This is a genomic window from Ruegeria sp. HKCCD6428, from assembly GCF_013110595.1.
In the GTDB taxonomy this organism is placed as follows: Bacteria; Pseudomonadota; Alphaproteobacteria; order Rhodobacterales; family Rhodobacteraceae; genus Ruegeria.
This window is the reverse complement of the sequence record NZ_WVQX01000007.1, coordinates 20289-33335: the sequence shown is the minus strand read 5'-3', so window position 1 is coordinate 33335 and position 13047 is coordinate 20289. Positions and strand designations below refer to the sequence as shown.

The following is a 13047-nucleotide window of genomic DNA, read 5'->3' as shown; positions in this document are numbered from 1 at the left end:
AAGGGGCGAGGGGAATCCCCTCACCCGAAATCAAGCTCAGGCCAGCTGGATGCTGTCGGCGCTTTCGCGGCCGTCACGACCGGCGCGCAGCTCGTACGTGACTTTCTGGTTGTCGGCCAGACCGGTCAGGCCCGAACGTTCGACAGCCGAGATGTGTACGAATACATCTTTGCCGCCTTCTTCCGGTGCGATGAAGCCGAAGCCTTTGGTGGTATTGAACCATTTTACGGTGCCTGCTGGCATATCCGTGTCTCCTGTTTGAGTGCTGCCCACGGAGTTGCGGCAGCCTGGCGTCGTCGGTCTGTATCGATAGACTGACTGCCGATGAAGGAGACAGTAGGTCGAATAGAAAAACGTAAGCACTTTGCATATGGCATCGGGGCGGGGGTGTGACAAGGGATTTTGTTTGATTTCTGCAAAGGCATGAGGGATTTCCGCCGTGTCCACAGGCCCGGGGAGGCTAGTTTTCTTTCACGGTGCTGCAGCCTTGCCCAGCATCGACGAACAGGTTGAACGGTCAATCCTAGTTATCACTGATGTCGTGCAGAGTGGTGTTCATGTCACCAGATGGTCACCGCCTTTTTCACTGCAATGCAGGTCGCGATGCGGCTTGCGTCAATCGCGATCGCTTTCCCGTCCAGGCGCGGGCGATCAAGCCAGCCAAGATCCGGATGAAGGCACCTTAGTCGCGCCTGCGTTTGCACCGGTTGAATACCGGTTTGTGACGCGCGCATTCTTTGTCAAAATCGCGCCCGAGAAAGTCGTCGTGATGGATAGAGGCTATCCCGCGCCACACGCCTGCCGTTGACGCAAGGCATGCGCTTCGATTCCAGAAACGAAAGCGCCGGGCATGCCCGTTACCCATAAAGTGCGCGGGCCTCGGCGAAGGACAACAGGCGACGGTTCTTCTCGTCCCACAGGTGAAGCCGCGCATTGGCGAGGCTTTCCCGGATGGTCATCCGGTTGCTGTTTGCCAGTTCTTCATGATCGCGCAGCACCTCGGTCAGGCGGTAGAACGGAATGCGGCTGTAGAGGTGGTGTACATGGTGGATGCCGATATTGGCGCTGAACCATTGCAACACTGAGGGCAGGATATAGTGCGAACTTCCGTGCAGCGCCGCTTCATGCAGTTGCCAGTCTGCATCCGCGTCCCAATGCGTGTTCTCGAACTGGTGTTGTACATAAAACAGCCAAACTCCGGCCGTTGCGGCAATCAGAGTCGACGGCAGAAAGATCAGCAACATCGGCATCAGCCCGCCAAAATAGTAGATGGCCACGAGGGCAACCAGAATCGCAAGATTGGTCGCCATCGCGCTGACCCAGAACCTGACGCTGTCTGTCAGACCCAGCGGAAGGCGGTTTTGAAACAAAAACAGATAGCCAGGGCCAAGCACGAACAGAGTAATCGGGTTCCGGTACACGCGGTACCAGAACCTGTTCAGTGGTGCTTTGGCGCGGTATTCAGCCACGGTCAGGGTGTGGACATCGCCCATCCCGCGCTTGTCCAGGTTGCCGGAACTGTTGTGATGCGTAGAATGCGTGCGCCGCCAGACATCATATGGTGTCAGTGTCAGAACTCCGATGCCGCGCCCGATCCAGTCGCTGACGGCCCGGTTTTTGAAGAACGCGCCGTGCCCGCAATCATGCTGGATGGCAAACAAGCGCAACAGAAAGGCCGCATTGAGGGCGGAAATCACAAAAGCCAGCCAATAGCTGACTGAAAGTGACATCCAGGACAATGCCCACAGTCCGAAAAAGGGGATAATGCTTACGCCCAGCTCAAAAGCGCTGCGCATTTGGTCCGGTTCGCGATATTTGGCAAGCGTTGTTACCCAGTCACGTGCGGCGGTGGTCTCCGGCTTGTCGCGGAGCGAGAGAGAGGGTTCAGTCATACGCCTGCCAGTCTAGTGTTTGTAGGCCACCGGATAGACGACCACCCCGACATAGCAAGCGGTTTTTCTTAGAGGCGCTGCATTTTACGGTCACTTTTCGGTCAAAGGCCGGCAGAGGTGCCCTTTGCGTAACACTGGGCTCAAGACCTCATGCCGGCATCCCGGGGCGCAGGGCAATCTACAGGCTTGTCAAGTGCGGTTATCGGGCCTATACGCCTGCGGTGGCTTTCCGCCACGAGAATCAAAACCAAGAAATGCCGTGTTTGGCCCATCACGCTTCGGGGTCATATCCGGCTTAGGAGAAGCGACATGAAACTGAACGAACTGCGCGACAATCCAGGCGCCAGCCCGAAACGCACCCGCGTTGGCCGTGGTCCGGGTTCCGGCAAAGGTAAAATGGGTGGCCGTGGTATCAAAGGCCAGAAATCCCGTTCGGGTGTGGCCATCAATGGCTACGAAGGCGGCCAGATGCCATTGTACCAGCGTCTGCCCAAGCGCGGCTTCAACAAGCCGAACCGCAAGGAATTCGCCGTTATCAATCTGGGTCTGATCCAGAAATTCGTCGACGCCGGCAAGCTGGACGCTTCGGCTGCGATCACCGAAGACGCTCTGGTTGCGTCCGGTCTGGTGCGCCGCAAGCTGGACGGTATCCGCGTTCTGGCCAAAGGCGAAATCAGCGCCAAGGTGAACCTGGAAGTGACCGGTGCTTCGAAATCTGCCGTCGAGGCAGTCGAGAAAGCGGGCGGTTCACTGAAGGTCACAAAAGCTGCTGCGGCAGAGTAATCGCTTGTGAGCGGGCAAAGACCCGCTTACATAGACCTCAGAGTTTTCCAAGACGCCGTCCGAGCCGGAAAACGGTTCCGGGCGGCGTTTGCATAAGAGAGACCGATTTATGGTATCAGCAGCAGAACAAATGGCAGCCAACACAAGCTGGGCTGCTTTGGGCAAGGCCACCGATCTGCGCAACCGCATCCTGTTCACGCTGGGTTTGCTGATTGTCTATCGTCTGGGCACCTTTATTCCGGTGCCGGGGATTGACGGAGCAGCTTTGCGCGAATTCATGGAACAGGCGGGGCAGGGCATCGGCGGCATGATTTCGATGTTTACCGGCGGGGCGCTGGGGCGGATGGGTATCTTTGCCCTCGGCATCATGCCTTACATTTCGGCCTCGATCATCGTTCAGCTTCTGACATCCATGGTTCCCGCGCTCGAACAGCTCAAGAAAGAGGGCGAGCAGGGGCGCAAGAAGATCAACCAGTATACCCGGTTCGGCACCGTGGCTCTGGCCACCGTTCAGGCTTATGGTCTGGCCGTTTCGCTGGAATCGGGCGATCTGGCGACTGATCCGGGGCTCTATTTCCGCATGTCGACCATGATCACGCTGGTTGGCGGCACAATGTTTCTGATGTGGCTGGGTGAACAGATCACTGCACGCGGGATCGGCAACGGTATCTCTTTGATCATCTTCGTCGGCATCATTGCCGAAGTTCCGGCAGCTCTGGCGCAGTTCTTTGCAAGCGGCCGCAGCGGTGCAATCAGCCCCGCCGTGATCGTTGGCGTGATCGTCATGGTCATCGCGGTCATCACCTTTGTGGTGTTCATGGAGCGCGCCCTGCGCAAGATCCACATTCAGTATCCGCGCCGCCAGGCCGGTATGAAAGTCTACGAAGGCGGCTCAAGCCACTTGCCGGTCAAGGTCAACCCTGCGGGTGTTATTCCGGCGATCTTCGCCAGCTCGCTGCTGCTGCTGCCTGTCACGATCTCGACCTTCTCGTCCGGTGCTGCCAACGGGCCGGTCATGTCGTGGCTGCTGGCCAATTTCGGCCCCGGACAGCCGCTTTACCTTCTGTTCTTTGCCTCGATGATCGTGTTCTTCGCCTATTTTTATACGTTCAACGTGTCGTTCAAGCCGGACGATGTGGCGGACAACCTGAAAAAGCAGAACGGTTTTGTGCCCGGCATCCGGCCCGGCAAGAAAACCGCCGAGTATCTGGAATACGTGGTCAACCGCGTGCTGGTTCTGGGTTCGGCCTATCTGGCCGCGGTCTGTCTGCTGCCCGAAATTCTGCGGGGTCAGTTTGCTATTCCGTTCTATTTCGGTGGCACCTCGGTTCTGATTATCGTCTCTGTGACTATGGACACGATCCAGCAAGTCCAGAGCCACCTGCTGGCGCATCAATATGAAGGGCTTATCGAAAAGTCCCAGCTGCGCGGCAAAGGCAAGAAACGCGGCAGAAAGGGAGCTGCTCGTCGATGAACATCATTCTTCTGGGCCCCCCGGGGGCAGGCAAGGGAACGCAGGCGCGTCACCTGGTAGAGACCCGCGGGATGGTGCAGCTCAGCACCGGCGATATGCTGCGCGAGGCCAAGACCAGCGGAACCGAAATGGGCCAGAAGGTTGCTGCGATCATGGACGCGGGCAAGCTGGTCACCGATGAGATCGTGATCGGCCTGATTGAAGAGAAACTGACCACCGAAAAGGGCGCCGGTTTTATCTTTGACGGCTTCCCCCGCACTTTGGCGCAGGCCGACGCGCTGTCGGCTCTGCTGACCAAGCTGGGCCAGTCCCTGCATACCGTGATCGAGATGCGCGTGGATGACGATGCTCTGGTGGAACGGATTACCGCACGGTCAACCTGCGGCGGATGCGGTGAGGTCTATAACGACAAGACCAAGCCGATCCCAGTTGACGGCAAATGTACCAATTGCGGCAAGGAAAATGACTTCGTTCGTCGCGCCGACGATAACGAAGACAGTCTGCGCACGCGGTTGATGGAATACTACAAGAAGACCTCGCCGCTGATTGGCTATTACTACGCCAAGGGCGATCTGCGCCCCGTGAACGGGCTGGCGGACATCAAAGAAGTCACGGCGTCGATCGAGGCCATTCTCGACTGATTTCAATATGGGCTTGACGGCACCGCCAAAAGCCCATATCGACCCCCATCCCTAAAGGGAATCAAGACCGCGTGCGGGATTCGTCCCAACCGCCCCGACCACCTCGAATAATGCTGAACCCTCTGGCCACACTGCCACGGTAAAGCGTTGTGAAAAAAGGTTCTGGAGTTACGGAACCGCAACGAAAAGGAAAGTGACACGTGGCACGTATTGCCGGCGTAAACATCCCGACTGCAAAGCGGGTACCTATCGCCCTCACATATATCACCGGTATCGGAAACACCTCGGCCAAAGCAATCTGCGAAGCCGTGGGCATTGAAGCGCACCGTCGCGTCAACGAACTGTCCGACGCCGAAGTTCTGGCCATCCGCGAGCACATCGATGCAAATTTCACCGTTGAAGGTGACCTGCGTCGTGAAGTTCAGATGAACGTCAAGCGCTTGATGGACCTGGGCTGCTATCGCGGTCTGCGTCACCGCCGCAACCTGCCGGTTCGCGGTCAGCGTACCCACACCAACGCTCGTACCCGCAAAGGCCCCGCAAAGGCCATCGCTGGTAAGAAGAAATAAGGGAGGGTCTGACCGATGGCACGTGACAAGACTCGCGTTAAGCGCAAAGAGCGTAAGAACATCGCATCGGGCGTTGCCCATGTGAATTCGACCTTCAACAACACCAAGATCCTGATCTCGGACGTACAGGGCAACGCCATCTCGTGGTCGTCTGCCGGTACCATGGGCTTCAAGGGGTCGCGGAAATCGACCCCCTACGCCGCTCAGATGGCTGCGGAAGACGCAGGCAAGAAGGCGCAGGAACATGGCGTCAAGACGCTGGAAGTCGAAGTTCAGGGCCCCGGTTCGGGCCGTGAATCGGCACTACGCGCGCTGGCTGCCGTGGGCTTCAACATCACGTCGATCCGCGACGTGACACCGATTGCTCACAACGGCTGCCGCCCGCCGAAGCGTCGTCGCGTCTAAGCGATTTTGAATTTAGCTGGGGCTGTGTTTCTGCACGGCCCCAGCACGTCATTTTGAACCTCGGGCGTCTGCACCTTGTTGGTCATGGGGCGCGGACAGGAATGGAGGGATTACATGATCCACAAGAATTGGGCAGAATTGATCAAGCCGACCCAGCTGGAAGCCAAGCCGGGCAATGATCCTGCACGTCAGGCCACCCTGGTTGCCGAACCGCTGGAGCGTGGCTTTGGTCTGACCTTGGGCAACGCCCTGCGCCGCGTCCTGATGAGCTCGCTGCAAGGGGCGGCCATCACCAGCGTCCAGATCGACAACGTCCTGCACGAGTTTTCGAGCGTGGCAGGCGTTCGTGAAGACGTCACCGACATCATCCTGAACCTCAAGCAGGTTGCCCTGCGCATGGAAGTCGAAGGCCCCAAGCGCCTGTCGATCAATGCCAAGGGCCCCGCGGTCGTCACTGCGGGTGACATCAGCGAAAGCGCCGGCATCGAGGTTCTGAACCGCGATCACGTCATCTGCCACCTCGACGATGGCGCTGACCTCTTCATGGAGCTGACCGTCAACACCGGCAAGGGCTATGTCTCGGCCGAGAAGAACAAGCCCGAAGACGCACCCATCGGCCTGATTCCGATTGATGCGATCTATTCGCCGGTCAAAAAGGTCGCCTATGACGTTCAGCCGACCCGTGAAGGTCAGGTTCTGGACTATGACAAACTGACTCTGAAAATCGAAACCGACGGTTCGATCACGCCGGAAGACGCGCTGGCCTTTGCCGCTCGTATCCTTCAGGATCAGCTGTCGATCTTCGTCAACTTCGACGAGCCGGAATCGGCAAGCCGCCAGGACGAAGACGATGGTCTGGAGTTCAACCCGCTGCTGCTGAAGAAGGTGGACGAGCTGGAACTGTCGGTCCGTTCGGCAAACTGCCTGAAGAACGACAACATCGTCTATATCGGTGATCTGATCCAGAAGACCGAAGCCGAGATGCTGCGCACCCCGAACTTCGGCCGCAAGTCGCTGAACGAGATCAAGGAAGTGCTGTCCGGCATGGGCCTGCACCTGGGCATGGATGTCGAGGATTGGCCGCCGGACAACATCGAAGATCTGGCCAAGAAATTCGAAGACGCGTTCTAAGCGCGTCTTCCCCAATGCCCGGCCCGAAGTGGGAATATCCGGGGACCATATGGGCATTCCCGCCCCAAGGAGAGCCGGTGACACGCATCGCCGGCCAGACAAAGCAAAACGCGAAAGAAGGAACTAGAAAATGCGTCACGCACGTGGTTACCGCCGCCTGAACCGTACTCATGAGCACCGCAAGGCGCTGTTTGCGAACATGGCTGGCTCGCTCATCGAACATGAGCAAATCAAAACGACTCTGCCCAAGGCAAAAGAACTGCGCCCGATCGTTGAAAAACTGATCACTCTGGGCAAGCGCGGCGACCTGCACGCCCGCCGTCAGGCCGCAGCACAGCTGAAGGAAGACAAAGACGTCGCCAAGCTGTTCGAAGTTCTGGGCCCCCGCTACGCCGAGCGTCAGGGCGGTTATGTCCGCATTCTGAAAGCTGGCTTCCGCTATGGCGATATGGCCCCGATGGCGATCATCGAATTCGTTGATCGTGATCTGGACGCCAAAGGTGCGGCTGACAAAGCCCGCGTTGCCGCCGAAGAGGCAGCAGACGAAGAATAAGATCTGACCCAAGGTCACGGTCGAACCTCCGTTCGGGAAACCGGGCGGAGGTTTTTTCGTTATGGCATGTCCGACATGTTGCGGGGCATACCCGACCGCCGACTTGCAATTCAGATTTTGTGTCAGCATATCTGGGCCAATCGCAAAAAACGGAGCCACCATGATCCGCGTAATGCTGACCCTTGTTGCCTTGACCTGCGCGACGCAAGGAATGGCCGAAACGAAAGTTCCGCAGTCACAGGCCGAGATTTCGTTGGGATTTGCCCCGGTCGTGAAACAGGCATCGCCGGCGGTTGTGAACATCTATGCCAAGATCGTCCGGCAGGGCCGGGCAAGCCCGTTTTTCTCGGACCCGTTCTTTCAGGATTTCTTTGGCCGGGGGTTTGGCGAACCACGTCAGCGGGTTCAAAACTCGTTGGGTTCCGGGGTTATCCTGTCTGACGATGGGTATGTTGTTTCCAACTATCACGTGGTCGGATCCGCGACCGAGATCCGGGTCGTGACCACCGATCGGCGCGAGTTTTCGGCCGAGGTTGTGCTGGGCCATGAGGAAAGCGATATTGCGATCCTGCGTTTGAAAGAGGCCGAAGACCTGCCCTACCTGACCCTTCGCGATTCCGACCAGGTCGAGGTTGGAGAGCTGGCGCTGGCCATCGGAAACCCGTTCGGGGTGGGGCAGACGGTATCGTCCGGCATCATCTCGGGGCTGGCGCGCACGGGCACGGCAACCGGAAATGGCCGCGGATATTTCATCCAGACGGATGCGGCAATCAACCCGGGCAACTCCGGTGGGGCGCTGATCGATGTGAATGGCCAGCTGATCGGGATCAATACCTCGATTCTGACCCGATCGGGTGGGTCAAACGGAATAGGCTTTGCCATCCCCGCCAATCTGGTGGCGCAATTCCTCAAGCAGGCGCAGCAGGGAAACGAAACCTTCGTCAGCCCGTGGGCGGGAATGTCGGGTCAACACATGAGCGCGGATATCGCGGAATCCCTTGGCCTGGCCATCCCGTTGGGCGTTGTGATCTCTGATCTGCATGAGCTCAGCCCTTTGCGCGACGCAGGGTTCAGAGTGGGAGACGTGGTAACCCATGTGGACGGGGACGAGGTCAATTCACCCGCCGAGATGAAGTTTCGGATGTCGGTCGCCGGAGTGGGCGGAACCTCGGTTCTGACCCGTCTGCGCGGCGACCAAAGTGAAGATGTCGAGGTGGCGCTTATCAAAGCCCCCGATGTTCCGGCCGCCGAAGAAACGACGTTGAATGACAGAACCGTTCTTCCGGGGTTGGTGGTGTCCCGGGTCAATCCCGCGGTGATCACCAGGATGGGATTGTCGCTGTCGCTGACCGGTGTCGTCGTGGTGGATCCCGGCCCGTATGGCGGAAGGGCGGGTTTGCGAACCGGTGATATTCTTGAAAGCATCAATGCCGATGAGATCCATCGCCCTCGGGACGTTGAGACCGCGCTGACCGATCCGGGCCGTTACGTGCAGATAGGTCTGGTGCGCGGGGGGCGGTCCGTCTCTTTGCGGTTCCGGTTGTGACCTGTGAGTGATCTGTTCGATACCGGGGCGGCAGAACCTGCCGCTTCTCCTCACCGGCCTCTGGCTGACCGGTTGCGGCCTCGATCCCTGGCCGAGGTGATCGGGCAGGAGCAGGTGCTGGGCCCCGAGGCCCCTCTGGGTGTCATGCTGGCGGCAGGCAGTCTGTCCAGCCTGATCTTCTGGGGCCCTCCCGGAGTTGGAAAGACCACGATTGCACGGCTGTTGGCACAGGAAACCGATCTGCACTTCGTTCAGATCAGTGCGATCTTTACCGGTGTGCCGGATCTGAAGAAAGTCTTCGAGGCCGCGAAGATACGCCGCCAGAACGGGCAGGGCACCTTGTTGTTCGTGGACGAGATTCACCGCTTCAACAAGGCTCAGCAAGATGGGTTTCTGCCCCATATGGAAGACGGGACAATCCTGTTGGTCGGCGCAACCACCGAGAACCCGTCATTCGAACTGAATGCCGCTGTGCTCAGCCGGTCGCAAGTGCTGGTGCTGGAACGGCTGAGCCTTGCCGATCTGGAGCGTTTGACCCAGCGGGCTGAGAAAGAGTTGGGCCACGCGTTGCCATTGACGCCTGCCGCCCGCGATGCGTTGCAAGAGATGGCCGATGGCGACGGTCGGGCTTTGCTGAACCTGATCGAACAGGTTTCGGCGTGGAAGGTGGACGCGCCGCTGGCCCCCGACGCGCTGTCAACGCGTTTGATGCGGCGGGCTGCAAAATACGACAAATCCGGTGATGAGCATTACAACCTGATCTCGGCCCTGCACAAATCGGTGCGCGGATCTGACCCCGATGCGGCCCTGTATTGGTTCGCGCGCATGCTGACCGGGGGCGAAGATCCGCGGTATCTTGCGCGCAGGATCACACGCATGGCGGTCGAGGACATAGGCCTGGCCGATCCGCAGGCGCAGGCCATTTGTTTGCAATCGTGGGAAACCTACGAACGTCTGGGTTCACCCGAGGGCGAGTTGGCGCTTGCTCAGGCGCTGGTCTATCTTGCCCTGGCGCCAAAATCCAACGGCGCCTATGTCGGTTACAAGGCGGCAATGCGGCTGGCCAAGCAATCCGGCAGCGAGCCACCGCCAAAGCATATCCTGAACGCGCCGACTTCTTTGATGAAGGATCAGGGTTACGGCGCGGGCTATGCCTATGACCATGATGCCGAGGACGGGTTTTCCGGTCAGAACTACTTCCCCGAGACGATGAAACGCCCGGTGTTGTATCAGCCGGTCGAGCGCGGTTTCGAGCGTGAGCTAAAGAAACGCCTCGATTACTTTGCCAAGCTGCGGACACAGCGGAACAGCTAGTTACGCAGGGTCAGTCGTAAAGGTTCCGCGGCGTCACAGGCGACAGGATTGAAGTTGGACGCTTCCCTTGGGTCAACGCTTGCAGGGGAGGACTTGATATGCCGGTTTCAATCGAAAAATCCGAAGATGTCTGGACCGTCATTCACGACAGGCCGGATGCGCGGAACGCCGTTGATACGAAACATGCCGAGGCTCTGGTTGAGGCATTTCTGAGTTTCGAGGCCAGTTCGGCCAAGGCTGCGGTATTCTGGGGTAAAGGTGGCAATTTCTGTGCAGGGTGGGATCTGAAACTTGCCGCATCGCTGGCCGATCCCGAACGGCGCGAGGCGTATTTCGACAAACATGGTTTTCCCATCGGTTCGGCCCCGTCAACGCTGGGGCCCATGGGGCCGTCGCGGCTGGAGCTTTCGAAACCTGTCATCGGCGCGATAGAGGGCGCGGCAGTGGCCGGAGGAATGGAGCTTGCCTTGTGGTGCGATATCCGGGTCATGGCGGAAACGTCTTACTTGGGTGTGTTTTGCCGCCGCTGGGGGATTACCCTGATGGATGGTGGTTCGGTCAGGTTGCCGCGTCTGGTGGGGCAGGGCAAGGCGTTGGAGATTGCTCTGACCGGGCGCAAGGTCGAGGCGGAGGAGTGTTACAGGATTGGGCTGGCGGAAAAGGTCGTTCCGCATGGCACAGCACGAAAGGCGGCTGAAGACATGGCACATGATATCGCCCGTTTCCCGCAAGAGGCCGTTCGGGCAGACCGCCGGTCGATCATCGAAACCCGTGGAATGCCGGTTCGTGACGCGCTGAAGGTTGAATGGGCCAACGGGTTGGATGCCATTCGCCGCGAAGGAACCGCTGGTGCGACCCGTTTTCGGGACGGAGCAGGGCGGCACGGCGACTTCTCGAACATCTGAGATCCAGAGCCAGATACCTTGACTCTTGCCGCGTTGCGCGCGACAGACGCCCATGATTTCTGGGACACGGATAAATACGCAATCTGGGCGGATCACCCGCGCGGAACAAGGGGTAATGGCATGAGTGGCGTGCAGATGATTACAGTCGCTGAAGGGGATGGGGACCAGCGCGTGGATCGCTGGCTGCGCCGCCTGTTTCCGCATGTCAGCCAGGGGCGCATTGAAAAGATGTGCCGCAAGGGAGAATTGCGTGTTGACGGAAGCCGCGCCAAGGCCTCGACGCGGCTGGAGGCAGGGCAGGTGGTTCGCGTGCCGCCTTTGCCGGACGCTGATCACAAACCGGCTGAGGTCAAGCATCACATCTCGGATGCGGATGCCAAGATGATCCAATCTTGCGTGATCTACCGCGACGATCACATTCTGGCGCTGAACAAGCCGCATGGTCTGCCGGTGCAGGGCGGCAGCGGGCAGACAAGGCATGTTGACAGCCTGTCCGAAGCGCTGCGGTTCGGCTATGACGAGAACCCTCGGCTGGTTCATAGATTGGACAAGGACACGTCAGGTGTTCTGCTGCTGGCACGCACGCGTGAGGCCGCCAAGGGTTTGACGGCCGCTTTCCGTCACCGTGATACGCGCAAGATCTACTGGGCGCTGGTTGCCGGAGTTCCAACGCCGTACCTGGGTGAGATCAAGACCGGCCTTGTCAAGGCGCCCGGTCATGGCAAGCACGGCGAGGGTGAAAAGATGATCCCCGTGCATATGAACGAAATTGACAGCACTCCGGGCGCGAAACGCGCGCATACGCATTACGCAACACTCTATCGAGTTGCCGGCCGCGCCGCCTGGGTCGCGATGGAGCCGATCACTGGACGTACGCACCAATTGAGGGCGCATATGGCCGCAATCGGACATCCGATTATCGGCGACGGAAAATACGGCGGTTCGGGTCAGGAAAACCTTGGCGACGGATGGGGCGCGCAACTGGGTGGGATCATCAGCAAAAAGCTGCATCTGCACGCACGGCGACTGTCCTTCCTGCATCCGGTGACGCGGAAACCAGTGACCGTGACGGCGCCCTTGCCCGAGCATATGAAGCACAGCTGGGACACGTTCGGATGGAGCGAGGATCTGGCGGCCGACGACCCGTTTGAGGCGCTGCAATGAGCGCACCCTTGCGGCTGGTCCTGTTCGACGTCGACGGTACTCTGGTCGACAGTCAGGGCAGTATCGTTCATTGCATGACCGCCAGCTTTCAGGCCGCCTCCGTGCCGGTTCCGACGCGAAAGGCGATCCTGTCCATCGTCGGCTTGTCGCTGCCGCATGCCATCGCCCGGTTGGCGCCGGAACAGCCTCTTTCGGTACAGAACGATCTGGTCGACGGGTATAAAGAGGCCTATCACGCCCATCGTCTTGAATTGGGCGCGGCAAGTTCGCCGCTGTACCCCGGTGCGCGCGAGGCGATTGAAGCGTTGCATGCCGTGCCCGAAGTGCTTCTTGGCGTGGCAACCGGCAAGTCGCAGCGCGGGTTGGACGCATTGATCGAAGCCCACGGGCTGGAACCGTATTTCGTGACCCGGCAGGTCGCGGATCACCACCCGTCAAAGCCGCATCCGTCCATGGTGCAGACCGCATTGGCGGAAACCGGGGTCGATCCGGCCTGCGCAGTGATGATCGGCGACACGAGCTTTGACATGGATATGGCCGCGGCCGCCGGTGTTCGCGGCATCGGCGTCATCTGGGGCTATCATGACCGATCGGCTCTGACCGCAGCTTCTTGCATTATCGAAACCTTTGACCAGTTGCCCAATGCGCTGGCTGGGATGTGGAATTGAAA

General features: G+C 59.2%; 14 protein-coding genes. 12 read left to right on the top strand and 2 right to left on the bottom strand.

All coding sequences use genetic code 11. The features are described from left to right. Window positions 1–36 precede the first annotated feature (36 nt). Window positions 37–243: a cold-shock protein gene (locus GS620_RS15385; RefSeq protein ID WP_152456904.1), complete on the bottom strand. Its 207-nt coding sequence runs from the start codon at window positions 241–243 to the stop codon at window positions 37–39. Between the two features lie 614 nt (window positions 244–857). Next, complete coding sequence (locus GS620_RS15380) at window positions 858–1892, bottom strand: fatty acid desaturase (protein WP_171616747.1); 1035 nt, start codon at window positions 1890–1892, stop codon at window positions 858–860. 309 nt (window positions 1893–2201) lie between these two features. Between GS620_RS15380 and rplO the strand changes: the two genes are divergently transcribed. From rplO to GS620_RS15320, 12 genes are all read left to right on the top strand, one after another. Further along, entirely contained in the window at window positions 2202–2675 is a 474-nt protein-coding gene (gene rplO / locus GS620_RS15375; RefSeq protein WP_152456906.1) for a 50S ribosomal protein L15, read from the top strand. A gap of 109 nt (window positions 2676–2784) precedes the next feature. Continuing rightward, window positions 2785–4149, top strand: coding sequence for a preprotein translocase subunit SecY (gene secY / locus GS620_RS15370; protein WP_152456907.1), 1365 nt, complete (start codon window positions 2785–2787; stop codon window positions 4147–4149). Beyond that, a complete protein-coding gene (locus GS620_RS15365; RefSeq protein ID WP_171616746.1) occupies window positions 4146–4790 on the top strand; it encodes an adenylate kinase in 645 nt (214 codons plus the stop codon). The genes secY and GS620_RS15365 overlap by 4 nt, the downstream gene beginning before the upstream one ends. A gap of 200 nt (window positions 4791–4990) precedes the next feature. Further along, window positions 4991–5359 (top strand): 30S ribosomal protein S13, encoded by a 369-nt coding sequence (gene rpsM, locus GS620_RS15360; protein WP_008757392.1) that lies wholly within the window; start codon window positions 4991–4993, stop codon window positions 5357–5359. A 15-nt stretch (window positions 5360–5374) separates the two neighbouring features. Beyond that, complete coding sequence (gene rpsK / locus GS620_RS15355; RefSeq protein ID WP_008757289.1) at window positions 5375–5764, top strand: 30S ribosomal protein S11; 390 nt, start codon at window positions 5375–5377, stop codon at window positions 5762–5764. Window positions 5765–5878: 114 nt separating this feature from the next. Next, window positions 5879–6895 carry a DNA-directed RNA polymerase subunit alpha gene (locus GS620_RS15350; protein ID WP_117870179.1) on the top strand — a complete coding sequence of 339 codons (1017 nt, stop codon included), beginning with the start codon at window positions 5879–5881 and terminating at the stop codon, window positions 6893–6895. A 130-nt stretch (window positions 6896–7025) separates the two neighbouring features. Beyond that, window positions 7026–7448, top strand: a complete 423-nt coding sequence (gene rplQ / locus GS620_RS15345) for a 50S ribosomal protein L17 (protein ID WP_152456909.1) — start codon at window positions 7026–7028, stop codon at window positions 7446–7448. 160 nt (window positions 7449–7608) lie between these two features. Continuing rightward, window positions 7609–8994, top strand: coding sequence for a trypsin-like peptidase domain-containing protein (locus GS620_RS15340; protein WP_171616745.1), 1386 nt, complete (start codon window positions 7609–7611; stop codon window positions 8992–8994). Window positions 8995–8997: 3 nt separating this feature from the next. Next, a complete protein-coding gene (locus GS620_RS15335; protein WP_171616744.1) occupies window positions 8998–10308 on the top strand; it encodes an AAA family ATPase in 1311 nt (436 codons plus the stop codon). Window positions 10309–10406: 98 nt separating this feature from the next. Next, entirely contained in the window at window positions 10407–11213 is an 807-nt protein-coding gene (locus GS620_RS15330; RefSeq protein WP_171119639.1) for a crotonase/enoyl-CoA hydratase family protein, read from the top strand. A gap of 120 nt (window positions 11214–11333) precedes the next feature. Then, entirely contained in the window at window positions 11334–12377 is a 1044-nt protein-coding gene (locus GS620_RS15325) for an RluA family pseudouridine synthase (RefSeq protein WP_171229727.1), read from the top strand. Beyond that, window positions 12374–13045, top strand: coding sequence for an HAD-IA family hydrolase (locus GS620_RS15320; protein WP_171616743.1), 672 nt, complete (start codon window positions 12374–12376; stop codon window positions 13043–13045). The genes GS620_RS15325 and GS620_RS15320 overlap by 4 nt, the downstream gene beginning before the upstream one ends. The last annotated feature ends 2 nt before the right edge of the window (window positions 13046–13047 follow it).

Coding starts and splice junctions, on each gene's coding strand:
- rplO (WP_152456906.1), top strand. CDS start 2,202: ATGAAACTGAACGAACTGCGCGACAATCCAGGCGCCAGCCCGAAACGC.
- GS620_RS15340 (WP_171616745.1), top strand. CDS start 7,609: ATGATCCGCGTAATGCTGACCCTTGTTGCCTTGACCTGCGCGACGCAA.
- GS620_RS15380 (WP_171616747.1), bottom strand. CDS start 1,892: ATGACTGAACCCTCTCTCTCGCTCCGCGACAAGCCGGAGACCACCGCC.
- GS620_RS15330 (WP_171119639.1), top strand. CDS start 10,407: ATGCCGGTTTCAATCGAAAAATCCGAAGATGTCTGGACCGTCATTCAC.
- GS620_RS15365 (WP_171616746.1), top strand. CDS start 4,146: ATGAACATCATTCTTCTGGGCCCCCCGGGGGCAGGCAAGGGAACGCAG.
- rplQ (WP_152456909.1), top strand. CDS start 7,026: ATGCGTCACGCACGTGGTTACCGCCGCCTGAACCGTACTCATGAGCAC.
- GS620_RS15320 (WP_171616743.1), top strand. CDS start 12,374: ATGAGCGCACCCTTGCGGCTGGTCCTGTTCGACGTCGACGGTACTCTG.
- GS620_RS15350 (WP_117870179.1), top strand. CDS start 5,879: ATGATCCACAAGAATTGGGCAGAATTGATCAAGCCGACCCAGCTGGAA.
- rpsK (WP_008757289.1), top strand. CDS start 5,375: ATGGCACGTGACAAGACTCGCGTTAAGCGCAAAGAGCGTAAGAACATC.
- secY (WP_152456907.1), top strand. CDS start 2,785: ATGGTATCAGCAGCAGAACAAATGGCAGCCAACACAAGCTGGGCTGCT.
- GS620_RS15325 (WP_171229727.1), top strand. CDS start 11,334: ATGAGTGGCGTGCAGATGATTACAGTCGCTGAAGGGGATGGGGACCAG.
- GS620_RS15385 (WP_152456904.1), bottom strand. CDS start 243: ATGCCAGCAGGCACCGTAAAATGGTTCAATACCACCAAAGGCTTCGGC.